The 22,434-nt window shown below is 70.5% G+C and carries 27 protein-coding genes; 4 read left to right on the top strand and 23 right to left on the bottom strand.

Going from position 1 to position 22,434, the window contains the following annotated elements:
- Positions 1–8: 8 nt before the first annotated feature.
- On the bottom strand, positions 9–1,451 hold the full coding sequence (gene eccB, locus Q2K20_RS04395) for a type VII secretion protein EccB (RefSeq protein ID WP_119193395.1): 1,443 nt from the start codon (positions 1,449–1,451) through the stop codon (positions 9–11).
- A gap of 148 nt (positions 1,452–1,599) precedes the next feature.
- Here eccB and Q2K20_RS04390 point away from each other — a divergent pair, with 148 nt between their 5' ends.
- Positions 1,600–3,264: a type VII secretion protein EccE gene (locus Q2K20_RS04390; RefSeq protein ID WP_269501814.1), complete on the top strand. Its 1,665-nt coding sequence runs from the start codon at positions 1,600–1,602 to the stop codon at positions 3,262–3,264.
- On the opposite strand, the gene Q2K20_RS04385 is transcribed toward Q2K20_RS04390, so the two are convergent.
- Positions 3,218–4,303: a DUF695 domain-containing protein gene (locus Q2K20_RS04385; protein WP_096907068.1), complete on the bottom strand. Its 1,086-nt coding sequence runs from the start codon at positions 4,301–4,303 to the stop codon at positions 3,218–3,220. The genes Q2K20_RS04390 and Q2K20_RS04385 overlap by 47 nt on opposite strands.
- A 164-nt stretch (positions 4,304–4,467) precedes the next feature.
- Here Q2K20_RS04385 and Q2K20_RS04380 point away from each other — a divergent pair, with 164 nt between their 5' ends.
- Positions 4,468–5,628: an NAD(P)H-binding protein gene (locus Q2K20_RS04380; protein ID WP_269501815.1), complete on the top strand. Its 1,161-nt coding sequence runs from the start codon at positions 4,468–4,470 to the stop codon at positions 5,626–5,628.
- Positions 5,625–6,344: a CPBP family intramembrane glutamic endopeptidase gene (locus Q2K20_RS04375; RefSeq protein WP_240341253.1), complete on the top strand. Its 720-nt coding sequence runs from the start codon at positions 5,625–5,627 to the stop codon at positions 6,342–6,344. The genes Q2K20_RS04380 and Q2K20_RS04375 overlap by 4 nt, the downstream gene beginning before the upstream one ends.
- Here Q2K20_RS04375 and truA read toward each other — a convergent pair.
- Entirely contained in the window at positions 6,341–7,279 is a 939-nt protein-coding gene (gene truA / locus Q2K20_RS04370) for a tRNA pseudouridine(38-40) synthase TruA (protein ID WP_269501816.1), read from the bottom strand. The genes Q2K20_RS04375 and truA overlap by 4 nt on opposite strands.
- A 77-nt stretch (positions 7,280–7,356) precedes the next feature.
- Between truA and Q2K20_RS04365 the strand changes: the two genes are divergently transcribed.
- Complete coding sequence (locus Q2K20_RS04365; RefSeq protein ID WP_096907065.1) at positions 7,357–8,298, top strand: SGNH/GDSL hydrolase family protein; 942 nt, start codon at positions 7,357–7,359, stop codon at positions 8,296–8,298.
- A gap of 153 nt (positions 8,299–8,451) precedes the next feature.
- On the opposite strand, the gene rplQ is transcribed toward Q2K20_RS04365, so the two are convergent.
- From rplQ to Q2K20_RS04265, 20 genes are all read right to left on the bottom strand, one after another.
- Complete coding sequence (gene rplQ, locus Q2K20_RS04360) at positions 8,452–9,048, bottom strand: 50S ribosomal protein L17 (RefSeq protein WP_067716624.1); 597 nt, start codon at positions 9,046–9,048, stop codon at positions 8,452–8,454.
- 34 nt (positions 9,049–9,082) lie between these two features.
- The gene (locus Q2K20_RS04355; RefSeq protein WP_067716627.1) at positions 9,083–10,117 is read right to left on the bottom strand and encodes a DNA-directed RNA polymerase subunit alpha; all 1,035 of its coding nucleotides are present in this window, start codon (positions 10,115–10,117) and stop codon (positions 9,083–9,085) included.
- 106 nt (positions 10,118–10,223) lie between these two features.
- On the bottom strand, positions 10,224–10,829 hold the full coding sequence (gene rpsD / locus Q2K20_RS04350; protein ID WP_067716630.1) for a 30S ribosomal protein S4: 606 nt from the start codon (positions 10,827–10,829) through the stop codon (positions 10,224–10,226).
- A 22-nt stretch (positions 10,830–10,851) separates the two neighbouring features.
- The gene (rpsK, locus tag Q2K20_RS04345) at positions 10,852–11,259 is read right to left on the bottom strand and encodes a 30S ribosomal protein S11 (RefSeq protein WP_067716633.1); all 408 of its coding nucleotides are present in this window, start codon (positions 11,257–11,259) and stop codon (positions 10,852–10,854) included.
- A complete protein-coding gene (gene rpsM / locus Q2K20_RS04340; protein ID WP_067716635.1) occupies positions 11,259–11,627 on the bottom strand; it encodes a 30S ribosomal protein S13 in 369 nt (122 codons plus the stop codon). The genes rpsK and rpsM overlap by 1 nt, the downstream gene beginning before the upstream one ends.
- A 166-nt stretch (positions 11,628–11,793) precedes the next feature.
- Positions 11,794–12,015 (bottom strand): translation initiation factor IF-1, encoded by a 222-nt coding sequence (gene infA, locus Q2K20_RS04335; RefSeq protein WP_005140011.1) that lies wholly within the window; start codon positions 12,013–12,015, stop codon positions 11,794–11,796.
- Between the two features lie 171 nt (positions 12,016–12,186).
- On the bottom strand, positions 12,187–13,467 hold the full coding sequence (locus Q2K20_RS04330) for a lipase family protein (protein ID WP_269501821.1): 1,281 nt from the start codon (positions 13,465–13,467) through the stop codon (positions 12,187–12,189).
- A gap of 119 nt (positions 13,468–13,586) precedes the next feature.
- Positions 13,587–14,390, bottom strand: coding sequence for a type I methionyl aminopeptidase (gene map, locus Q2K20_RS04325; protein ID WP_069388735.1), 804 nt, complete (start codon positions 14,388–14,390; stop codon positions 13,587–13,589).
- A gap of 8 nt (positions 14,391–14,398) precedes the next feature.
- Positions 14,399–14,944 carry an adenylate kinase gene (locus Q2K20_RS04320; protein WP_069388736.1) on the bottom strand — a complete coding sequence of 182 codons (546 nt, stop codon included), beginning with the start codon at positions 14,942–14,944 and terminating at the stop codon, positions 14,399–14,401.
- 48 nt (positions 14,945–14,992) lie between these two features.
- Positions 14,993–16,315 carry a preprotein translocase subunit SecY gene (secY, locus tag Q2K20_RS04315; protein WP_067716644.1) on the bottom strand — a complete coding sequence of 441 codons (1,323 nt, stop codon included), beginning with the start codon at positions 16,313–16,315 and terminating at the stop codon, positions 14,993–14,995.
- A 206-nt stretch (positions 16,316–16,521) separates the two neighbouring features.
- Positions 16,522–16,971, bottom strand: coding sequence for a 50S ribosomal protein L15 (rplO, locus tag Q2K20_RS04310; RefSeq protein WP_067716646.1), 450 nt, complete (start codon positions 16,969–16,971; stop codon positions 16,522–16,524).
- A 2-nt stretch (positions 16,972–16,973) separates the two neighbouring features.
- Entirely contained in the window at positions 16,974–17,156 is a 183-nt protein-coding gene (gene rpmD / locus Q2K20_RS04305; RefSeq protein ID WP_067716649.1) for a 50S ribosomal protein L30, read from the bottom strand.
- Between the two features lie 2 nt (positions 17,157–17,158).
- The gene (gene rpsE, locus Q2K20_RS04300; protein WP_067716652.1) at positions 17,159–17,815 is read right to left on the bottom strand and encodes a 30S ribosomal protein S5; all 657 of its coding nucleotides are present in this window, start codon (positions 17,813–17,815) and stop codon (positions 17,159–17,161) included.
- A 43-nt stretch (positions 17,816–17,858) separates the two neighbouring features.
- On the bottom strand, positions 17,859–18,254 hold the full coding sequence (gene rplR, locus Q2K20_RS04295) for a 50S ribosomal protein L18 (RefSeq protein ID WP_067716997.1): 396 nt from the start codon (positions 18,252–18,254) through the stop codon (positions 17,859–17,861).
- Between the two features lie 2 nt (positions 18,255–18,256).
- Positions 18,257–18,793: a 50S ribosomal protein L6 gene (gene rplF / locus Q2K20_RS04290; protein WP_067716654.1), complete on the bottom strand. Its 537-nt coding sequence runs from the start codon at positions 18,791–18,793 to the stop codon at positions 18,257–18,259.
- A 12-nt stretch (positions 18,794–18,805) separates the two neighbouring features.
- The gene (gene rpsH / locus Q2K20_RS04285; RefSeq protein ID WP_067716657.1) at positions 18,806–19,204 is read right to left on the bottom strand and encodes a 30S ribosomal protein S8; all 399 of its coding nucleotides are present in this window, start codon (positions 19,202–19,204) and stop codon (positions 18,806–18,808) included.
- Between the two features lie 272 nt (positions 19,205–19,476).
- The gene (gene rplE / locus Q2K20_RS04280; RefSeq protein ID WP_067716660.1) at positions 19,477–20,049 is read right to left on the bottom strand and encodes a 50S ribosomal protein L5; all 573 of its coding nucleotides are present in this window, start codon (positions 20,047–20,049) and stop codon (positions 19,477–19,479) included.
- Between the two features lie 2 nt (positions 20,050–20,051).
- Entirely contained in the window at positions 20,052–20,366 is a 315-nt protein-coding gene (gene rplX / locus Q2K20_RS04275; RefSeq protein ID WP_007628110.1) for a 50S ribosomal protein L24, read from the bottom strand.
- A gap of 1 nt (position 20,367) precedes the next feature.
- Positions 20,368–20,736, bottom strand: a complete 369-nt coding sequence (gene rplN / locus Q2K20_RS04270; RefSeq protein WP_007628112.1) for a 50S ribosomal protein L14 — start codon at positions 20,734–20,736, stop codon at positions 20,368–20,370.
- Positions 20,737–20,879: 143 nt separating this feature from the next.
- Complete coding sequence (locus tag Q2K20_RS04265) at positions 20,880–21,935, bottom strand: alpha/beta hydrolase (protein ID WP_240341252.1); 1,056 nt, start codon at positions 21,933–21,935, stop codon at positions 20,880–20,882.
- Positions 21,936–22,434: the final 499 nt, after the last annotated feature.

Here is a 22,434-nt window from a genome sequence, read left to right as displayed (position 1 = left end):
CCCGCGGGTCACCCGGCCGCGGTGGCCTGTCCCACGACCTCCGCGTCGACACCGTCGCGAGCGACCAGCGCCGCCCCGCGATCCAGGCGCGGCCCGGCCGGGAGCCGGTCGAGGACACCCCCGTCCACCGGCACCGGCGTCCCGCCCAGTCCCAGCATGGCGGCGGTCGGGGCGTCGGGGACGTCGAACCTCACGCCGGTGTCGGAGACGATGGTCGTCACGGCACTGCGTGTGGTCGTGCCGCGGCCCGTCGCCGCCACCAGTAGCCCGCCACCCGGGATTCCCACCGCGTCCACCGCGGGCCCGCCCCCGTCGGCCCCGGCCACCTCCCGCACGTCGCCCGGGCCCGGGGCGGTCGCCCCCGCCACGAGCGTGACGCGACGCGTGGCGGAGTCCCTGCTGCCCCCGTCGCGGACGCACAGCACCGGTGAGCCGGCGGTGTCCAACACCGTCGGGCGCCGGCCCGGGAACGCCTCGGTGTCCAGCGCGACCGACCTCGGCACACCCATTCGGTCCGGCGGCACCCTGACGACCGACCCGACCGTCGACGTCGACCGGATGACGTCCGCCAGCACGGGCCCCACCTCCTGTACCCCGTCCGCCAGAGCCACGTGGGTGCGCGTGCCGGTGGCCGTGTCGACGGTGAACACCTGCCCGATCCGGAGCCCGTCCAGGCCGTAGTCCACCGGCTCACCGGCCATGTCGATCACCGGGCGACGCACCGGGTCGACCTCGGGCAGCGGATCCACCAGCGCCGCCGTGACCGGGCGCGGGTCGACCCCGGCCAGGCCGAGGATCGACAGCAGGTCCCCGTCCTCCAGATCGATCCGCGCGCGGGTGCCGTCGCGCAACAGCCAGCCGGTCCCGTCCTGATCGGCCAACACGACCTCGTCGGCGCCCGTGTCCCGGCCCGGCCCGGCATCCTCGCGGGCGACGATGCTCGTGGCAGAGACGCGCGGGCGCCCACGCTCGGCGTCGGCCACCTCGTCACACACCGTCCACGACAAGGCGGCCGCCGCACCGGCGTCGCGGTGGGCGGGCAACGCGGACGGTGCCCCGGGGATGCCGAGCAGTCCGCCCCGCTGCGTTCCCGCGACGTCGGCGTCGCGCACGGTGCGGGGCTCGGCGGGCTCACCCAGCACGAGCCGCGCCGACGCGAGGTTGTGGACGGGGTGGACGGTCTCGCCGGCGCGGACGTACATCTGCCCGGAGTCCCGCCCCACCATGATCGTCGTGGCGTCGACGTCCGGGGCGGGGTCGAGCAGCGCCAGAACGGCGGCCCCGGCGACCCCGATCACGGCGCCGACCACACCCACCGTCAGCCCGGTGGTCTGGCGTTTGAGGGGGTCGTGCAGCATCCGGACATCGCGGGCGACCACGGCGTGTCGGGCCCGGCGGGTGAGGAAACGATGCCCGTCCACCTGCGCCCTTGTCGTCGGCTTGAGCGGCACGGCCCCGGCTCCCTCCCCTGATGTGACACCACCGTGACCGGGGGCACCGGGGGTAGGGTACGCCACGATCCGGCCCCCGTGGCCGGTCTTCCGAGGCCGCCGACCGGGCGCGGCCGGGGTGTCGCGGGCGTCGCGGAGGGGCGGGGATATGACGGCGGTTCCGACCTTCGCGGGACTGTCGGCCGTCCTCCTCACGACACTCGTGCTCACCGTGGTGTGTCCGCCGTCCTGGCAACCATGGGTGCAGTTCCTCGTGGCCGCGCTGGTGGCCGCCGTGATCACCGCGCGGCGCGCTGGGCGGCCACTGGTGGCGCGCGAGCGGGCCCCGCGGCGGCGGTCCGTGGACGTGGTGGACCTCGTCGCCCCCGACCGATCGACCGTTGGGTGCGTCGAGGGTGACCGGGTCGTCACCACGGCCGTCGAGATCTCGGCTGGCGCGCTCGTGGCCACCGAGGTGGGGCACGACGACCCGGCCGACCACCGCGGCGTCCGCCTGCCCCTGGCCGTCGTGGCGCGACAACTCGACCAGGGTGGGGTGGTCCTGGAGGGGATCGACGTGGTGGTCGACGGTCGCCGTGCGGCGGACGGCGACGACGGCGAGGTCTACGACTCCCTGGTCGGGCCGCTGGCTCTGATCTCGCACCGGCGCGTGCACCTCCTGGTGCGGTTCGATCTGGCCCGGCTGGCGACGGGGACGGGTTCTGCCTCGTGGACCGCGGGAGCGGGCGCCTTGCTGGAGCAGGTGGTCGCGGTGGCCACGGAGCGGCTGCGGCGCGCACTGGTCCACCACGGGGTGCCGTGCCGCGTCCTCGACGCCGCCGAGCTCGCCGAGGTCTACCTGGACGCCGAGGCCGACCCGGGGCCCGGGACGGGGCTGGTGGTCCGGCCGTCGGCGGATCCACGGGCCGTGATCGACGGGCTCACCGCCGTCCGGGCGGCCCGCCTCACCGAGGTCGTCCGGTTGCGACGGGTGGAGGGGCGCGACGACGTGGTGGACATGGTCACCACGGTGGGCCTGGCCGGGGTGTCGGAGCGGGGGGTGGCGGGTGGGATCTCGCCGACCGCCACCGCCGCCTGCCACCCGCTTGCGTCGGGGCGGGTGTCGCCCGTACCCGGCGAGACCCTGCCCGATGCGATCGCCGGATCCCTCGCCCGGCGGGCGGTCGACGATCTCTCCGACCTCGCTCCGCCCGCCCACGGCTGCGGCCAGATCCTCGGCGCGACCCGCACCGGCGCCGCAGCCGCCATCCAGCTCGCCGGCCCCCACCTGCGGTCGGTGCTGCTCGCCGCCCGGCCCGCCGTCTGCCGGCAGGTCGCGTTCCGCGCGGTCGCGGCCGGGTACCGGGTGGCCGTGGTGACCGATGTCCCCGACCGGTGGAGCCCGCTGACCGCGATCGGTGACGAGACCCGCTACCGGATCGTCGACCCCGATTCCTCCGACGTGGGTGCCCCTGTCGACGCCGTGATGTGGGACGTCGACGGCCCGCTGACGGAGGGCAGGATCGACGCGCTCGCCGGGCCGGGCGGCCCGGATGTCACCCCGCCCACCGTCATCCGGGTGGACGCCGACTGGGAGCTGCGCGGCACCAGCCGCCTGTCCTCGGCCGCCGCGACACCCGATCTCGTCCTGGACGGTCGGATCGACGGGTGGATCTCCGTGGAGCCGCGGGACGGCGAACCCCGCCGCGTCTCGGTCGTGGCGGGGCCGGGCGAGGACCCGTTCGTCGGGCCGCTCGCGTCACCGGACGGTAGCGCGACAGACGGTCTCACACCCTCAGGTGCTGCACCTTCCGCCACCCCGGATCATCGGTGACGGTGACGGACACCTCGCCCTGGTCCCACCCGGACGCGGCCACCCGCAGCTGCTCGTGCGCCGGGGTGGTGGAGTCCACGTAGAAGTGCAGGAGGCGACGGCCGTCGCAGCTCTCCGCTCCGACGCATTCCCCGTTGCCCTCGAGGCGCTCGACCAGGTGGTCCTCCAGGTCCCGTAGGCCCGGCAGGGACAGGGACCCGGGCAACCCGCCGTCCTCTACATCCGTATACGGGACGTGGACCGCGACGTGGCGGTCGAACTCCGGCGCCGACAGCGCGACCAGCGGGACCCGGACCACGGCCACGAGCGGTCCGCGGCCCGTCTCCCCGTGGAGGATCTGCCACGCCGGGTCGCCCAGCTCATCGGTGTTGTCCGCCGCGAGCTCGCAGAGGATCTCCGGCAGTTCCCAGAGCGGGACCGCCTCGATGCCGGGCGCGGTGGCGTTGGCCCGGATCAGTCCGACCCAGGTCTCCACCTGCTCCTCTCCGCACAGCGCGTCCAGCAGCAGGTATGCGGCGATCCCCAGGTCCGCGCCGGACAGCCCGGTGAACGCCGGGTGGTGCACGGTGACGTCGGCGCGGGACAGGCCCAGGTCCACCACCACCTCCGCCTGGTCGAAATCCAGCCGGTGGTCCCGGAAGTACATCGCGCAGCCCCGCACGGGCTCGCGCAGGTCGGCGAAGGACCACGACTCATCGGCGTCCGGCGCCGCCGCCAGCCACCGGCGCGCGGCACCACGCAGCTCGGGGACCCCGGCCGCGGTAACGGTGAGGCGGTGCGGTCCGCCCTCACGAGCCGGGACGAACTCCCACGACAGTCGCGGGTCGATGGCCTCGATGAGCGAGGTGATCTCCGGAACCACCCGGCGGGCGTCACCCGAGTCGAGCGCTGCCGTCGCGCGGCGCCTGCCGCCCTCGGCCCACCATCGCCAGAAGGTGGTCACGGCCCGGTCCGACCGCAGCCGGGCCGTCTCGACACGGACGCCGGAGAAGTCCAGCGACCGCGAGAGCTGCCGGGGTCGCGCCGCTCGAATCGCCATCTGTTCTCCTCCCGTCACCGCGGTCCTCGTGAACATGTCTCCACCCCAGTATCCGGATAACCCGACGATCGTGCCCGCGCCGACACACCCGCCGGGTGCCGAGCGGGCACTCCCGGGGCCTGAAGCGGGTGCGCCTGCGCGCCCACGCTGGCAGTGTCGTGGGTATGACCACCCCACATGATCTGGCCCGGCTCTCCTCCGGTACGCCCGAGGGCACGGAGCCGACGCGGCGGCCCGGCCCGCAGCTCCGTCCCGGCCACGACGGCCGGAGCGGCCCGCGGGTGCTCGTGATCGGCGCGACCGGGTACATCGGGTCGCGTCTCGTTCCCCGGCTACTGGCCGACGGCGCCGAGGTATCCGTGCTGGCCCGGACGCCGAAGCGCCTCGACGACGTGCCGTGGCGCGACGAGGTGACCATCCACTCCGGCGGCCTCGGGGACGCCGACGCGCTGCGCTCCGCCCTGCGCGACGTCGACGTCGCCTGTCACCTCGTGCACTCGATGGGTGACTCCAAGGACTTCGAGCGGGAGGAGCACGAGACCACCGAGCCGTTCGTCCGGGCCGCCGAGGAGGCGGGCATCGAGCGCATCGTCCACCTGTCCGGCCTCCACCCGGAGGACGAGACGGACCTCTCCCCGCACCTGCGCTCCCGAGCCGACGTCGCCCGGATCATGCTGGAGTCCACCGTTCCCGCGCTCGTGATCCAGGCCGGTGTCGTGATCGGGTCGGGCTCCGCCTCGTTCGAGATGATCCGCCACCTCACCACCCGCTTGCCGGGGATGGTCACGCCCAAGTGGGTCAGCAACCGGATCCAACCCATCGCCGTGCGCGACGTGGTGCACTACCTCGCCGCGGCCACCACGGTGCCCCTGGAGGGCGACCTCGCCCGCGGACGGGCCATCGACGTGGGCGGCCCGGACGTGCTGACGTACGGCCAGATGATGCAGATCTACGCCGAGGAGGCCGGCCTGCGCCGCCGCCTCATGGTCCCGGTCCCCGTCCTCACGCCCAAGCTGTCCTCCCTGTGGATGGGACTGGTCACCCCGCTCGAGCCCGGCCTGGCCAAGCCCCTGGTGGAGTCGCTGCGCTGCGAGGCCGTGGTGCTGGTCGACGACGCCGACGAGGTGCTCGGACCCCCACCCGGCGGGCGGACCAGCTACCGGGACGCGCTGCGCGAGGCCCTGCGGGTCCCCCACGGCCCGGCCCGCCCGCCGCTGTGGGACGGGGCCGACCCGCTGGACGATCCCGCGCGCCTGCTGCCCTCGGACGCCGACTGGGCCGGGGTCCGCCCGCCCACCATCGGGCGTGTGCGCGGCGGGCGATGAGCGACCAGCGAGAGGCGCCCGCCTCGCCCACCCACCGGTACCTGCGGGCGCTGCGATCGGGCGAGATGGACACCGCGCCCTCGCGGCCGGGCCGGAGGCGTGTCCTCGTCGTCGTCGTCACCCTCGTCGTCGGCGCGGCGGTGAACGCGTGGGCGCTGCGGATACCCGCCGGCGACGCCATGTTCTACCCCGCCACCGCACTGCTGGCCGCGGTGTGGCTGGGCGGGGCGTTCGCCTCCGGGCCGATCCGGGTGGGCTGCGAACCGTACCGGCCCCGCCGGCCCGTCCTGTCGTCGGTGCTCACCGCCGCCGCGCTCGCCGTGGTGTTCTGCCTCGGCGGGCTCGTGGTGGCGAGGATCGAGCCGCTGCGCGACCCCGTCGACGCCCTGCTCGACCACGCCACCGTGGGCAACCTCGTCCTGGTGGCGCTCCTCACCGCGGTCAACGGCGTCGCCGAGGAGTGCTTCCACCGCGGTGCCGTGTACTCGGCCGTCGCCAACCTGCGGCCCATCCTCACGACGACGGTGATCTACGCGACCGTCACGGCTACCGCGGGGATCCCACTCCTCGTGCTCGCGGCCGTCATCCTGGGACTGGTCACCGCCGTCCAGCGGCGGGCCACCGGCGGAGTGCTGGGCCCGGCGATCACCCACGTGGCGTGGTCGATGGTCATGCTGTTCGCCCTGGGCCCGATCCTCGACGCGGCGCCGGTCTAGTCCCCACAGCAGCCCGCGCCGGACCCCGTCCCGGACGCCGCGCCCGGCCCGGCTCCGTCATCGGTGCCCGCCGCCCCGCCCAGCCCCGGCCGCACCTCGCGGGTGACGAGGTTGCGCGCCGCCAGGTCGTCGTCAGCCGGGTAGTCCACCCCCACCAGGGCGAGTCCGCACGCCGGCGCGACCGGAACCGCGGATGACCGCTCGGTCTCGGTGAGCAGCCCGCTGATCCAGTCGGGGCTGCGCCGGCCCTCCCCCACGGCCATCACGGCGCCCACGAGGCTGCGCACCATCGACCAGCAGAACGCGTCCGCACTCACCGACGCCGTCCACACCTCGGCGGCCCCCGGCGCGTCCTCGCCGCGCGGGTCCGGCTCGGCACGCCAGTCGAAGCGTTGCAGCTCACGGATGGTGGTGGCGCCCTCCCGGCGACGGCAGAACGCAGCGAAGTCGTGTAGCCCCAGCAGCCGTTCGGACGCGTCGCGGACCGCGTCGAGGTCGGCGCCGCGCTGCCAGGCGGCGGTGTCGCGGGCGCGGGTCGGCTCGGGCCCCCACGGCGCCGTGGTGAGGCGGTACTCGTAGTGCCGGCGCAGCGCGGAGAACCGGGCGTCGAACGCGTCCGGGACCCACCGGGCGTCCATCACCGCGATGTCCGCCGGCAGTAGCCGCGCGAGCCGACGCACGAGCGCCTCGGGGCGTCCCTCCAGCGAGCGCTGGTCCAACCACTGCGGGTCCACGTCGAGATGGCACACCTGCGCTCGCGCGTGCACCCCGGCGTCGGTGCGACCGGCGACCGTGAGGACGACGGGATTGCGCAGGATCTTCGCGAGTTCGGCCTCGAGCACCCCGCACACGGTCCTCAGCCCGGGCTGGCGCGCCCAGCCGGAGAAATCGGTGCCGTCGTAGGCGACGTCCAGGCGGATCCGGCGAATGCTCACGGCCTACAGACGCTAGACCACCGCCGCGCGTGCCCGCCACACCGCCCGCCGCGGGCCGTTCCGGCACGATGGGGACCATGTCCACGTCCCCGTCCCCGTCCCCTTACCGCGCCGCGCTCCTCGCCGTCGGCGCGGCCGTCGCCCTCGCCCTGTCCTCCTGTGCCCCCGGCGACGACGACGAGGCCCCGCCCGCCGCGGCCGGTGCCGCCGCCACCGGCACCACCACCACCGACACCACAAGTACCGACACCGCCAGCGAGGCCGGGCCGGCGATCGGGAGATACGTGGCGCTGGGCGACTCGTTCGCCGCCCTGGGCCCGACCGGCGCCCCCACGAGCGGGCCGGCGGGGTGCCTGCGTTCGTCGCTCAACTACCCGTCGGTGCTCGCCGAGCAGCTGGACGTCGCCGAGTTCGTGGACGTCACGTGTGGCGGCGCGAGGACCGTGGACATGACGGTGCCCCAGATCGCGCAGACACCACCGCAGTTCGATGCCCTCACCGCGGACACCGACCTGGTGACGCTCTCCATCGGCGGCAACGACATCGGGTTCGGCGCGATCGCCGGGTGCGTGGTGCAGACGCCCAGGGCCACCGACGGGGCGCCGTGTCGCGAGCGGTTGGACGCGGGGGTCTCGTCGTCACTCGAGGGGCTCGGGGCCCGTCTCGACGCGGTCCACGCCGGGATCCGGGAGCGGTCCCCCGCGGCCCGCATCGTGGTGACCGCGTACATGCCACTCGTACCGCCGGACGGCGGCTGCGACTTCACCGAACGCGTCAGCCCCGGCGACGTCACCTGGACGCGGGCCGTCACCGACCGGGTCAACAGCGCGGTGACCGACGCGGCCGTCCGGGCCGGCGCCGAGATCGTCGTCCCCGACGACGCCGGGGAACGCCACGCCTGCGCCCCGGCGGACGAGCGGTACACCAGCTTCACCGGTGCGGAGACCGGCTCGCATCCGATGCACCCGACCGCGGCCGGCCAGCGCGCGATGGCCGCGGCGGTGGCAGACAGACTCTGACCCCACCGCGCCTGTGCGCCCGCGCCTGGAATCCCGATCCCACGCGCCGATCCCACGCGTCGCTCCCACGCGGCCACCCCGGATCGACGACGAGGGCCCCGCCACCGCGTGATGCGGTGGCGGGGCCCTGACGGCGTGATCCGATGCTGGCGATCAGGCCTTGTCGGCGTCCTCGCCCTCGGCGTGCGTGGTGTCCTCGGACACGGCCTCGGCGGTCTCTTCCGCGGCGTCGACCTGTGCGTCGTCGGCGGCCTCGACCTGATCGGCGATCGGGCTGTTGGCCTCGGCCTCGGCCGTGACGTCGTCGGTGGACTCCGCGGGGGCCGCGGCCGGCGCGGTGGCCGCCTTGGACGCCGCGGCGCGGGTGGCGCGCGAGGCCTCGGCGGAGGCGAGCTCCTCGGTGACGAGCGCGATCATCGCCATGGGCGCGTTGTCGCCCTTGCGGTTCTCGAGCTTGACGATCCGGGTGTAGCCACCGTCGCGGTTCGCGACCCGGGGGCCGATCTCGGCGAACAGCTTGTGCAGGACGTCCTTGTCGCGGATGACCTTGGCGGCCTCACGACGGTCGGCCAGCGTGCCACGACGCGCCTTGGTGATGAGCTTCTCCGCGTAGGGGCGCAGCAGCTTCGCCTTGGTCTCCGTGGTGCGGATCGCGTCGTGCTCGAACAGCTGGGTGGCCAGGTTCGAGAGGATGAGCCGCTGGTGGGCGGCGGATCCGCCGAGGCGGGCGCCCTTCTTGGGCTTGGGCATCAGATTCTCCTAGGAATGGTGTTCCGGGCGCTCGTCAGAGCTGCTCGGTCTCGGCGTAATCCTCGCCGCCCTCGTCGGTCCACGTGCCGGTCTCGGCGTCGTAGCCGGCGACCGAGGCGGGATCGAATCCGGGGGGCGCGTCCTTGAGGGACAGGCCCAGCTCCACGAGCTTGACCTTGACCTCGTCGATCGACTTCTGTCCGAAGTTCCGGATGTCGAGCAGGTCCGACTCACTGCGGGCCACGAGCTCGCCCACGGTGTGGACGCCCTCGCGCTTGAGGCAGTTGTAGGACCGGACCGACAGGTCCAGGTCGTCGATCGGCATACCGTAGGCGGCGATGTGGTCGGCCTCGGCCGGGCTCGGCCCGATCTCGATGCCCTCCGCCTCGTCGTTGAGCTCACGGGCGAGGCCGAAGAGCTCGACGAGGGTCTTGCCGGCGGACGCCAGGGCGTCCCGGGCGGTCATCGAGTTCTTGGTCTCGACGTCCAGGACCAGACGGTCGAAGTCGGTGCGCTGGTGCACACGGGTGGCCTCGACCTTGTAGGTCACCTTGAGCACGGGCGAGTAGATCGAGTCGACCGGGATCCGGCCGATCTCGTGGCCCGCGTCCTTGTTGAGCCCGGCGGGAACGTAGCCGCGGCCACGCTCGACGACCAGCTCGATCTCCAGCCGACCCTTCTCGTTGAGGGTGGCGATGTGCAGGTCCGGGTTGTGCACCTCGACGCCGGAGGGCGGGACGATGTCACCGGCGGTGACGGCTCCCGGACCCTGCTTCTTGAGGTACATGGTGACCGGCTCGTCCTCGACGGACGAGACGACCAGGCCCTTGAGGTTGAGGATGATGTCGGTGACATCCTCCTTCACGCCAGGCACGGTGGTGAACTCGTGCAGGACGCCCTCGATGCGGATGCTGGTCACGGCCGCGCCCGGGATGGACGACAGCAGCGTGCGCCGCAGCGAGTTGCCGATGGTGTAGCCGAAACCGGGCTCGAGGGGCTCGAGCACGAACCGTGAGCGGTTCTCGGAGACGACCTCCTCGGTGAGGGTGGGCCGCTGGGAGATGAGCATGTGCTACCTCTTTCGATTCTCGACGCCCGCTATTTGACGCCGTGGGAACCCACCGTCGCCGGGCGGGCCGCGGTGTGCGGCCCGCCCGGCGACGAGGGGGGACAGATCACTTCGAGTAGAGCTCGACGATCAACTGCTCCTGCAGCGGCACATCGATCTGCGCGCGCTCGGGGAGCTGGTGGACGAGGACCCGCAGGGTCGTCGGGACGACCTGCAGCCACGCCGGGACGGGACGCTCGCCGAGGGTCTCCTGGGCGATCTCGAACCAGTCCATCTTGGTGGACTTGGGACGGACGTCGACGATGTCGTACTGCGAGACCCGGTAGCTCGGGATGGTGACCTTCTGGTCGTTGACCAGGAAGTGACCGTGGGCCACGAGCTGACGGGCCTGGCGACGCGTCCGCGCGAGACCCGCGCGGTACACGACGTTGTCCAGTCGCGACTCGAGGATCTGCAGGAGGTTCTCACCGGTCTTGCCGGCGCGGCGGTTCGCCTCCTCGTAGTAACGACGGAACTGCTTCTCCATCACGCCGTAGGTGAAGCGGGCCTTCTGCTTCTCCTGCAGCTGGGTGCGGTACTCGGACTCCTTGATCCGCGCGCGGCCGTGGTGACCGGGCGGGAAGGGCCGACGCTCGAATGCGGTGTCTCCACCCACGAGGTCCACGCCCAGACGGCGGGACTTGCGGGTGACGGGGCCGGTGTAACGTGCCATGATTTAGTGCGTTCCTTCCGGCTCAGACTCGACGCCGCTTGGGCGGACGACAGCCGTTGTGGGGCTGGGGGGTGACATCGGAGATCGTGCCCACCTCGAGGCCGGCGGCCTGGAGCGAGCGGATCGCGGTCTCACGTCCCGAGCCGGGGCCCTTGACGAACACGTCGACCTTCTTGACGCCGTGTTCCTGCGCCTTGCGGGCCGCGTTCTCGGCGGCGAGCTGGGCGGCGAAGGGCGTCGACTTGCGCGAGCCCTTGAAGCCGACGTGGCCGGAGGACGCCCATGCGAGGACGCCACCGGACGGGTCGGTGATCGAGACGATCGTGTTGTTGAACGTGCTCTTGATGTGGGCCTGGCCCAGGGGCACGTTCTTCTTTTCCTTGCGACGGCCCGTCTTCTTGGGGCCCGCAGCGCGTGACTTGGGGGGCATTACTTCTTCTTTCCGGCGACGGTCTTCTTCGGACCCTTACGGGTACGGGCGTTGGTCTTGGTGCGCTGTCCACGGACCGGCAGGCCACGGCGGTGGCGCAGGCCCTGGTAGCTACCGATCTCGATCTTCCGGCGGATGTCGCCCTGGACCTCGCGGCGGAGGTCACCCTCCACCTTGTAGTTGCCCTCGATGTCGTCACGAAGGACGGTCAACTGCTCGTCGGTGAGGTCCTTGGTGCGCAGATCCGGGCTGATGCCCGTGCGCCCCAGGATCTCCAGCGACCGGGTGCGACCGATGCCGAAAATGTAGGTGAGCGCGATCTCCATGCGCTTGTCGCGCGGGAGATCAACGCCGGCTAGACGTGCCATGTGGCGTTTCTCTTTCGTCGTGCGGTAGGTCTGCTCCCCGACCGTCCCCGTTGTCGGATGGTCATCTCACGATGAGCAACCGTCCGGGGCCCCGGCCTCCGCTTCCGAGGGTGTGATCCCGCCGGCCCCTGTGGGGCTCGGCGGCTGGTGCGGGGAGTTGAGCGTCTTACTTGTACCGGTAGACGATCCGGCCGCGGGTCAGGTCGTAGGGCGAGAGCTCCACGACCACGCGGTCCTCGGGGAGGATGCGGATGTAGTGCTGCCGCATCTTCCCACTGATGTGTGCGAGGACCTTGTGCCCGTTCTCGAGTTCGATGCGGAACATTGCGTTCGGCAACGGCTCAACGACACGGCCCTCGACCTCGATGGCTCCGTCTTTCTTTGCCATGCTGGTTACGGTCCTCCACGATTCCCCGGGTGACGTCTACCGGATTGTCGGTGCACTGGTGGGCACACCGACGTATAAGCCTACGTCAGGTGATGGATCTGCGCCAATCGGGCACCGACAGGGCCCTCGCCGCCCGCTCGGCGTCCCCTCGGCGGTCCCGGTGACCGACGGTCAGACGTAGCAGGCCCGCCCCGCGGGCACCCCGTCGAAGCGCTGCTGGAGCCAGTTCATCGCCGCGGGCAGTTTCTCCACCGCGCCCATGAGGTGCTCCGGCGCGAGTCCCGGCTCCCACGTCAGCGGCGCGCCCTCTCGGCAGTACCGCTTGGCGGTCTCCTCCGCGTCCCAGAACGGCACGAGCGGGTCGGTCCCGGAATGCCACATGAACACCGGGACCCGGGGCACGTCCGGGCTCTGACGGATGCTGTTCTCCGCGAACGCCCGCATCAGCCCCTCCTCTGCCAGGAGGTCGCCTCCCCGGAGGACCATCGGGACGGACCGGAACGCCCCGACCGTCAACAGGGTCGCGGTGCAGCGCCCCTTCAGCTGGCTGTAGAGCGCCCACCCGTCCGGCGTGAGCTTCTCCTCGAGCCGGATCGCCTCCGGGTACTCCCGCGCCATGCCGACAGCCGCGGCGAACGCCAGGCCGAACGCCGGGTGCGGCCAGTTGCCGACCATCCGCGCCATCGTGGTCATGTCGGTCGGGACACCGCCCTGCGCCACCCCGACGAGATTCACGTCCGGGGCGTAGTCGTCGTGCAGGAGCGACACCCACGCGCTCGCGATGCCGCCCCCGGAGTAGCCGAGGGCGCCGAACCGGCTGTGCCTGGAATCGAAGCGCGGGTCGTCCCGCACCGCACGCATCCCGTCCAACACGATCCGGCCCGACAACTGACCGCCGGGATAGGCGACCTTCGGACCGAGGTGGTCCGTGATGATGACCGTCCATCCCTGGTCCAGACGCGTCCGCAGGAACACCATCGCGTTGTCCTGCACGGTCTCCAGCGTCGGGTGGACGAGGGTCTCGGTGGGCGCGCATCGCTGTCCGAGCGCATTGAGGTAGTGCTGGTAGCTCAACACCGGACCGTCGGGGCGGGCGTGGTGCGGCCGGACGACCGTCGCGGTGGCCAGTAGCGGCCGATCGCGGGAGTCGGTCGACCGGTAGGCGATCTCGGTGACCCGGTATCCGAGGAACGCCGGCATGGTCACGTCCCGGGAGTTGATCACCTCACCGAGAGGGGCGTCCGCGAGGTGTTGCGGATCCGCGTGGTAGAACGGCCCCGGCTGGGGATCCGCCTCGATCGACCCCGCGCCCCCCTCCATCACCGACTGGGCGGTGGAGGGGGCGACGCCCGGGCCCGAGATGTGGACGAGGGCGACAGCGAGCGTCACGACCAGCGCGACGGCTCCCCGCACGACTGATCGACGCGCGACGGACTCCTGCTCAGCGAGCATGCCGGGACCTTTGGAAGCAGATGTTCACTACCGGCACACACTGTAACCCGGTGTGGGCGACCGTCAGCGGTCGACCCGCTCCGATCCCCCGGAGCGGCGACCCCGGTCGCGGTGCGTCCTCAGCTGCGCGGGCGGGGCGTGAGGATCCGGGGGCCGTCCACCGTCACGGCGACCGTGTGTTCCCAGTGCGCCGCCGGCGACCCGTCGACGGTGACGACCGTCCAGTCATCGGACAGGGTCCGGGTGTCGGTCTCACCGCCCAGCACGAGCATCGGCTCGACCGCCAGGACCGAACCCTCCTGCAGCCGGGGGCCGCGTCCGGGCTTGCCCTCGTTGGCGAGGAACGGCCATTCGTGCATCTCGCGGCCGATCCCGTGGCCCCCGAAACCGTCGACGATGCCCAGGCTGACGCCGTGACGCTCCTCCGCCCTCCGCGTCGCCACCTCGAGGGCGTGCGAGACGTCGGTGAGCTTGTTCCCGGGCAGCATCGCCAGGATGCCCTCGTCGAGGACCTCCCGCGTGGCGTCGTTGAGGGTCGCGACCTCCGGGGCGAGAGTCCCCACCCCGAACGACCACGCGGAGTCCCCGTGCCACCCGTCGAGGATGGCGCCGCAGTCGACGGAGACGAGGTCCCCGTCCCCCAGGACGGTGTCGGGCCCGGGGATCCCGTGCACCACGACGTCGTTGACCGAGGAGCAGATCGATCCCGGGAACCCCTCGTACCCCTTGAAGGACGGCACGGCCCCGGCGTCCCGGATCAGTTGCTCGACGACCTCGTCGAGGTCACCGGTGGTGGCACCCGGGACAGCGGCCTCACGGGCGGCGATCAACGCCCGTCCGACGATACGACCGGCCGCCTCCATGGCGTCCAACTCACCCGGGGTACGCGCGGTGACCACGCCCTTGCGGGACCGTCCGAACACGGCGGGCGTCAGCGACCCAGCGCGGCGAGCGCGCGTGCGTTGATCTCGTCGACCTCACCGACGGCGTCGATGCTCTTGACCTCACCGGCGTAGTACTCGAGCAGCGGGGCCGTCTCCGACCGGTAGACCGACATGCGGTTCCGGATGACGTCCTCGGTGTCGTCCTCGCGCCCCCGGGCGAGCATGCGCTTGACCACGGTGTCGTCGTCGACCTTGAACTCCAGGACCGCGTCGAGGGTGTGGCCGGCCTCGCCGAGCATCTCCTTGAGCGCGTCCGCCTGCGCTGCACTGCGGGGGTATCCGTCCAGGAGGAAGCCCTCGGTGGCGTCGGGCTCGGCGATGCGCGCGGCGACCATGCGGTTCGTCACCTCGGCGGGGACGAGGTTGCCGGCGTCGATGTAGCTCTTGGCCTCCTTCCCGAGGTCGGTGCCCTGGGAGATGTTGGCGCGGAACAGATCACCGGTCGAGATGTGTGGGACGCCGAGCTTCTCCGAGAGCAGAGCAGCCTGGGTGCCCTTGCCGGCTCCGGGAGGGCCGAGGAGGACGAGACGCATGGTGGGGACCAGCCTTTCTACAGTTGGTGTGCTCGGACGAGGCCGCGCCTACTTGAGGAAGCCCTCGTAGTTGCGCTGCATCAGCTGCGCCTCGACCTGCTTCACGGTATCGAGGCCCACGGAGACCATGATGAGCACAGCGGTGCCGCCGAACGGCATGTTCTGCAGATCTCCACCCCCGCTGCCCATGTCGAGGAAGACGTTGGGGAGTACCGCGATCAGACCGAGGTACAGCGAACCGAACAGCAGGATCCGGTTGAGGACATAGCCCAGGTATTCGGCCGTCGGGCGGCCCGGGCGGATGCCCGGGATGAACCCGCCGTACTTCTTCATGTTCTCGGCCTGCTCCATCGGGTCGAACTGGATGGCCACGTAGAAGTACGCGAAGAAGATGATGAGGGCGAAGTACAGGAGGATGTAGCCCCAGCTGGAGGGGTTCTGCAGGTACTGCATGACGTACCGCTGCCAGAACCCGTCGCTCGACGGCTCGGGCCCCTGGATCAGCTGGGTGATGAGGATCGGCACGTACATCAGCGACGACGCGAAGATCACCGGGATGACGCCGGCCTGGTTGACCTTGAGCGGCAGGTAGGTGGAGGTGCCGCCGTACTGGCGGCGGCCGACCATGCGCTTGGCGTACTGGACGGGGATGCGGCGCTGACCCTGCTCGACGAAGACGACGGCGACGACGATGAGGACGACCGCGAACATGACGGCCGCGAACTTCATGGTCGACGAGTTCTGGTAGATGTTCACGCCCTCGGCCGGGATGCGGGACGCGATACCGGCGAAGATGAGCAGCGACATGCCGTTACCGACGCCACGGTCGGTGATCAGTTCACCGAACCACATGACGAGTGCGGCGCCCGCGGTCATGACGATGACGATGGTGAGCAGCGTGAGGATGTTGTCGTCCATCAGGACGGACTGGCCGTTGCCGAGGAGCTGCCCCCGGTCGGCCAGCGCGACGATGCCGGCGGACTGCAGGACGGCGAGCGCGATGGTGAGATAACGCGTGTACTGCGTCATCTTCGCCTGGCCGGACTGCCCCTCCTTCTTCAACTGCTCGAAGTACGGGATCACCACCGTGAGCAGTTGGACGATGATGCTCGCGGTGATGAAGGGCATGATGCCGATCGCGAAGACCGACAACTGCAGCAGGGCGCCACCGGAGAAGAGGTTCACCAGGGAGAACAACTGTGCGTTGTCCCCGGTCATCGCCGTGTCGAGCAGACCCCGGAGCTTGGGGTAGTCGACGCCGGGCGACGGGATCTGCGCGCCGATCCGGTAGAGGATGATGATCCCCAGGGTGAAGAAGATCTTCTTCCTCAGGTCCCGGTCCTTGATCGCGGACGCGAGTGCGGAGAGCACATGTCCTCCTGGTCGTGGTCGGCCGTCGGGCCGCCGGTCGTCGAAAGCAGATGCGCCGGGGGAAGTCGGGCCGACCTTCCGGCGGGCGCCGACCCCGAAACGCACAACGGGAAAACTCTATCAAGACGAGCGCAGGGGCCGGATCCGAGACTCTCGGACCCGACCCCTGCACCCGTCATCGACCCGTGAACGGGCCGGGCGGGGTATCAGGCCCCGGCCTCCGACACGCTTCCGCCGGCGGCCTCGATCTTGCTCTTGGCCGAGGCGGAGACCTTGTCGGCGGTCACGGTGACGGCCACGGAGATGTCCCCGTCGCCCAGCACCTTGACCGGCTGGTTCTTCCGGACCGCGCCCGCGGCCACGAGCTCGGACACGCCGACCTCGCCGCCCTGCGGGAACAGCCGCTGGATGTCGGACACGTTGACGACCTGGAAGACGACCTTGTTGCGGTTCTTGAAGCCCTTGAGCTTCGGGAGCCGCATGTGGATCGGCATCTGGCCGCCCTCGAACGCCGCGGGGACGTTCTTACGCGCCTTGGTGCCCTTGGTACCGCGGCCGGCGGTCTTGCCGCGCTTGCCGCCCTCGCCGCGACCCACACGGATCTTCTCGGCGTGCGACCCGGGAGCCGGGCGCAGGTGATGCAACTTGATAGTCATTCTCACTCCGTCTCTTCGACCACGACGAGGTGGTTCACGACGTTGATGAGACCCCGGGTCTGCGCGTTGTCCTCACGCACGACCGTCTTCCGGATGCCCTTGAGGCCGAGCGTACGCAGGGAGTCCCGCTGGTTCTTCTTGGTCCCCACGGTCCCGCGGACCTGGGTGATCTTGAGGCTAGCCATGATCAGGCCCCCTGTCCGGCACGCGCACGGAGCATGCCCGCGGGCGCGACGTCCTCGATCGGCAGGCCGCGACGAGCCGCGACCTCCTCGGGACGATGCAGACCCTTGAGCGCCGCCACGGTCGCGTGGACCACGTTGATGGCGTTGTCCGACCCCAGAGACTTGCACAGGATGTCGTTGACTCCGGCACACTCGAGCACCGCGCGAGCGGCGCCACCGGCGATGACACCGGTACCCGGCGAGGCGGGGCGGAGCATGACGACGCCGGCAGCAGCCTCACCCTGGATCGGGTGGGGGATGGTGGAGGCGATGAGCGGAACGCGGAAGAAGTTCTTCCGTGCCTCCTCCGATCCCTTCTGGATCGCCGCCGGCACCTCCTTGGCCTTGCCGTACCCGACGCCGACCATGCCGTTGCCGTCACCCAGGATCACCAGGGCGGTGAAGCTGAAGCGCCGACCACCCTTGACGACCTTGGAGACACGGTTGATGGTGACGACGCGCTCGATGTACTGCGACTTCTCCTCGTCGCGGCCGCGACGATCGTCGCGACCCCGGCCACGACCGCGGTCTCCGCCGCGGCCCTGGGCGTTGTCGGTGGTGGTCTTGTTGTCTGCGGCGGGGCCGTTGCTTCCGCCGTCACGACGCTGACGTCCCGGCATCAGACGGTCCTTCCGTTAGCGAACAGTGCAGTGGTGTTGGTCATCAGAACTCCAGCCCACCCTCGCGGGCGGCGTCGGCGAGGGACGCGATCCGGCCGTGGTACTTGTTGCCACCACGGTCGAACACGACGGCGTCGATGCCGGCAGCCTTGGCGCGCTCGGCCAGGAGCTGGCCGACCTTCGCGCTGCGGGCCTTCTTGTCGCCCTCGAGGGAGCGCACATCCGCCTCGATGGTGGAGGCTGCGGCCAGCGTGTGGCCGGCCAGATCGTCGATGATCTGGGCGTGGATGTGACGCGAGGACCGGTTGACGACCAACCGCGGACGCTCCGGCGTACCGGAGACCTTCTTGCGGAGTCGGTAATGGCGCCGGGCGCGACCCTCGCGACGTGCGGTGGAGACATCGGTGCCCAGCGGTGAACGCTTCTTGGTGCTGCTCATGATCACTTACCCGTCTTTCCGACCTTGCGACGGACCTGTTCGCCGGCGTAGCGGATGCCCTTGCCCTTGTACGGGTCGTGCTTCCGCAGTCGCTTGATGTTGGCGGCGATCTGGCCCACCTGCTGCTTGTCGATCCCGGAGATCGAGAACTTGGTCGCACCGTCGACGGCGAACGTGATGCCGTCGGGAGCGGTGACCGGAACCGGATGCGAGTAGCCCAGGGCGAATTCGAGATCCTGGCCCTTGGCCACGACGCGGTAACCGACGCCGAAGATCTCCATGTCCTGCTTGTAGCCCTCGGTGACGCCGACGATCATGTTGTTGACCAGCGAGCGGGACAGGCCGTGCAGTGACCGGTTGTCGCGGTGGTCGTCGGGACGGTTCACCGTGACGGTGCCGTCCTCGATCGAGACCGAGATCGCCCCGGGCAGAACCTGCGAGAGCTCGCCCTTGGGACCCTTGACGGTGACGGTCTGGCCGTCGACCCTGATGTCGACACCGGACGGGACGGTGATCGGAGCCTTGCCGATACGTGACATTTCTCGCCCCCCTTACCAGACGTGGGCGAGGACTTCCCCGCCCACCTTCTTGTTGTTCGCCTGGCGGTCCGTGAGCAGACCCTGGGACGTCGAGATGATCGCGACGCCCAGGCCACCGAGGACCTTGGGCAGTTCGGTGGACTTGGCGTACACGCGCAGACCCGGCTTCGAGATGCGCTTGATGCCCTGGATGCTGCGCTGGCGCGAGGGGCCGTACTTGAGGTCGATGGTGAGCTTCTTGCCCACCTCTGCGTCCTCGACGTTGTAGCCCGCGATGTAACCCTCCTGCTGGAGGATGGCAGCGATGTTGCCCTTGAGCTTCGAATGCGGCATCGACACGGTGTCGTGGTACGCCGAATTGGCGTTACGCACACGCGTCAGCATGTCCGCGATGGGATCGGTCATCGACATGGATGGACCATGTTCCTTTCTCGTAACGGTTCCCATGCAACACGTCCCGTACGGCGACCTGTGGGCCGCCCACGTGACGTCGTGGGCCTATCACGAAGAGTGCGAATGTTCTCTTGTATGGGATCCGGCGCCCCTCGGGCATCCCGGTGTTCCCGCCGCGGCCGGTGCTCTTCTCACCGGGGCGCGACCAGACGACTGGGCCGTCTGCCCGCCGCCGGGGAACCGCGATGCGGTGCCCCGGCGGGGACGGCCGGTCCGGCCGGTGGAGGAGGTCAGTCCTCCTTGAAGGGGAATCCGAGCTGCTTGAGCAGTGCCCGGCCCTCTTCGTCGTTCGTTGCGGTCGTGACGACCGTGATGTCCATGCCCCGGGGGCGGTCGACCTTGTCGACATCGATCTCGTAGAACATCGTCTGCTCGTTGAGGCCGAACGTGTAGTTGCCGTGGCCGTCGAACTGCTTGCCCGAGAGTCCGCGGAAGTCACGGATACGCGGGAGCGCGACGGTCGTCAGGCGATCGAGGAACTCCCACATGCGGTCGCCGCGCAGGGTGACGCGCGCACCGATCGGCATGCCCTCACGCAGCTTGAACTGTGCGATGGACTTGCGGGCCCGACGGACCTCCGGCTTCTGGCCGGTGATCAGCGTGAGGTCGTTGATGGCGCCGTTGATGAGCTTGGCGTCGCGGGCGGCGTCACCGACACCCATGTTGACGACGACCTTCGCGACGCCCGGGATCTGCATGACGTTGGCGTACTCGAACGTCTCGTTGAGTGCCGGCCGGATCTCGCTGCGGTACTTGTCCTTGAGGCGAGGGGTGTACCCGGAGGGAAGAGCGGTCTCAGTCATGGTCACAGGTCCTTCCCGGTCTTGCGCGAGACACGGACGCGCTTGCCGTTCTCGTCGGTGCGGATTCCGACCCGGGTCGGGGTGCCGTCGGCGTCCACGACCATCACGTTGGACACGTGGATCGGGGCCTCCTGGGTGACGATGCCGCCCGAGGAGGCGCCGCGCTCGGCAGCCGAGTTGGAGGTGTGCTTCTTGATGCGGTTGACGCCCTCGACGAGGACCTTCTCCTGAGCCGGGAAAGCCTGGATGACCTTGCCCTTGGCGCCCTTGTCCTTACCGGAGATGACCAGCACCGTGTCGCCCTTGTGAACCTTCATGTCAGAGCACCTCCGGAGCCAGCGAGACGATCCGCATGAACTTCTTGTCGCGCAGTTCGCGGCCGACGGGCCCGAAGATGCGCGTTCCGCGCGGATCGTTGTCGTTCTTGATGATGACGGCGGCGTTCTCGTCGAACTTGATGTACGAGCCGTCCGGGCGACGGCGCTCCTTGGCGGTGCGCACGATGACGGCCTTGACGACCTCACCCTTCTTGACGTTGCCACCGGGGATGGCGTCCTTGACGGTGGCGACGATGATGTCGCCCACGCCTGCGTAGCGGCGCTTGGAACCGCCGAGAACGCGGATGCAGAGAATCTCCTTGGCACCCGTGTTGTCGGCGACCTTCAGCCGCGACTCCTGCTGGATCATGGTTCTCCTGACCAGGTCTGTTCAATGTGTGCCGGATACCGACCCGACACACGCGGTCATGCCACCCGTCGACACGTCGAGACGTGCCAGGTCGGGCAACTGGTCCAGTGTAGGGTGCGCATGCACCGGGACCCAAATCCCGGTCAGCTACCGCTCGAACCGGCCGATCCGGATCCACGCAGGGAACCCGTCGAACCGCTCGATCCCGATGAGCCGGCAGCGCTAGCCCCGGAGTCCGCCACGCCCCCCGTCGTCCTCCGCCCGTTGGGCGCGGCGTCGGGCAGTCCGGAGAGGACGTGATCCATCCCCGGCCGCATCTCGGTGACGAAGACCGGCCAGTTGTGGATCCCGGAGGGCATGTAGTTCATCCTCAGGTCGACCCCGGGAACCGACGCGAGCGCGGCCTCGAGTGCACGGGTGCTCTCGTAGGAGCCCTTCTCGAGGACATGTCCGTCGATGAGCACGAGTTCGTTGCTGCCGAAGCGGCCGAGCTCGCTGGAACCCACCAGCCCGGTCGCGGCGCTGAGGTAGACCGCCTTGCCCTCGAGCCCGGAGGGGTCCGCCACGGTGTCGTGCTCCACCCACTCCCGGGACCCGCGCGGCCCCCACATGTTGGTGACGTCCCCGTGGCGAGCGGCCACGGTGAGTCGCGCGTACTGGTAGCCGAGCTCGTCGGTGGTCGAATAGGCGCCGCTGATACCGGCGGCGCCTCCGAACATCTCGTTCCTGTTGGCCAGATGAAGCGCCGCGGACGCCCCCATCGACACGCCCATGACCCCCCAGCTCCCGTTGTGGGCGAGCGGCCCCGCGGCCCCGGGTAAACCGGCCTCGAGCAGCGGCGGCAACTCCTCGGTGAGGAACGTCTCCCAGTTGTTGGGGCCCAGGACGGGATCGTCCGCCTGCCAGTCGGACCACATCGACGCCGGGCCGCCCGTCGGAACGATCACGTTCACCGCGCGGTCGCGCAGCGCGGGATCGCCCCAGCCCATACCCGTGCTCCACCCGGACGGGACCTCGGAACCGACGCCGTCGAGGAAGTACACGTTGGGCGCGTCGACGCCCGCCGGGGCGCGGTAGACCTCGACGCGGACCGTCCGTTGCATGGATTCAGACGTCACGGTCCACACCTCGGCGCGACGGTCGACCGCCTCCGTCGACGCGGGGAAGAGCGGCTCGATCCGCTGCACGGTGGAGCTCACGATGGATTCGTCACGTGTCGCCCGCGGCCCGGCCGGGGGTTGGGAGCTTCCCGGACGGGGGAAATCGCTGGAACCGATGGCGCCGACGGAACCGAGGACGGACGTGACCGGGATCGGGGCACCGAGCTGGGTCGACGCGGCGATACTGAGCGATGGTGCGCCCAACAGGCTCCCGGGCGCCACGCTGGGAACGAGGGATCCCGGATCGACTGACCCCGGGCCCGTGCTCTGGGCGCCGGCGACGGGAAGCCCCGTGGCCGTCGTCGTGATCACGACCGCGCCGATCGCGAGCGCACTCAGACCACGACGGCGATCGCCCCGCCCACTCCCCCGTCGGCCGAAATGTGGTTCGTTCCCCATATGACGATCCTGTCCTCTCGGCCAGCGTCGGACGCTGACACACTACTCAAAATTCGTTACACCACGGTGATCCGTTACATTCGGCCGTCCCGTGCGCCCCCGCAACGCGAAACGGCCCGGCCCCGGAGTCCCGGGGCCG

The sequence above is a fragment of the Dietzia sp. IN118 genome, assembly GCF_032905965.1.
In the GTDB taxonomy this organism is placed as follows: domain Bacteria; phylum Actinomycetota; class Actinomycetes; order Mycobacteriales; family Mycobacteriaceae; genus Dietzia; species Dietzia kunjamensis.
This window is presented reverse-complemented; position numbering and strand designations above follow the sequence as displayed.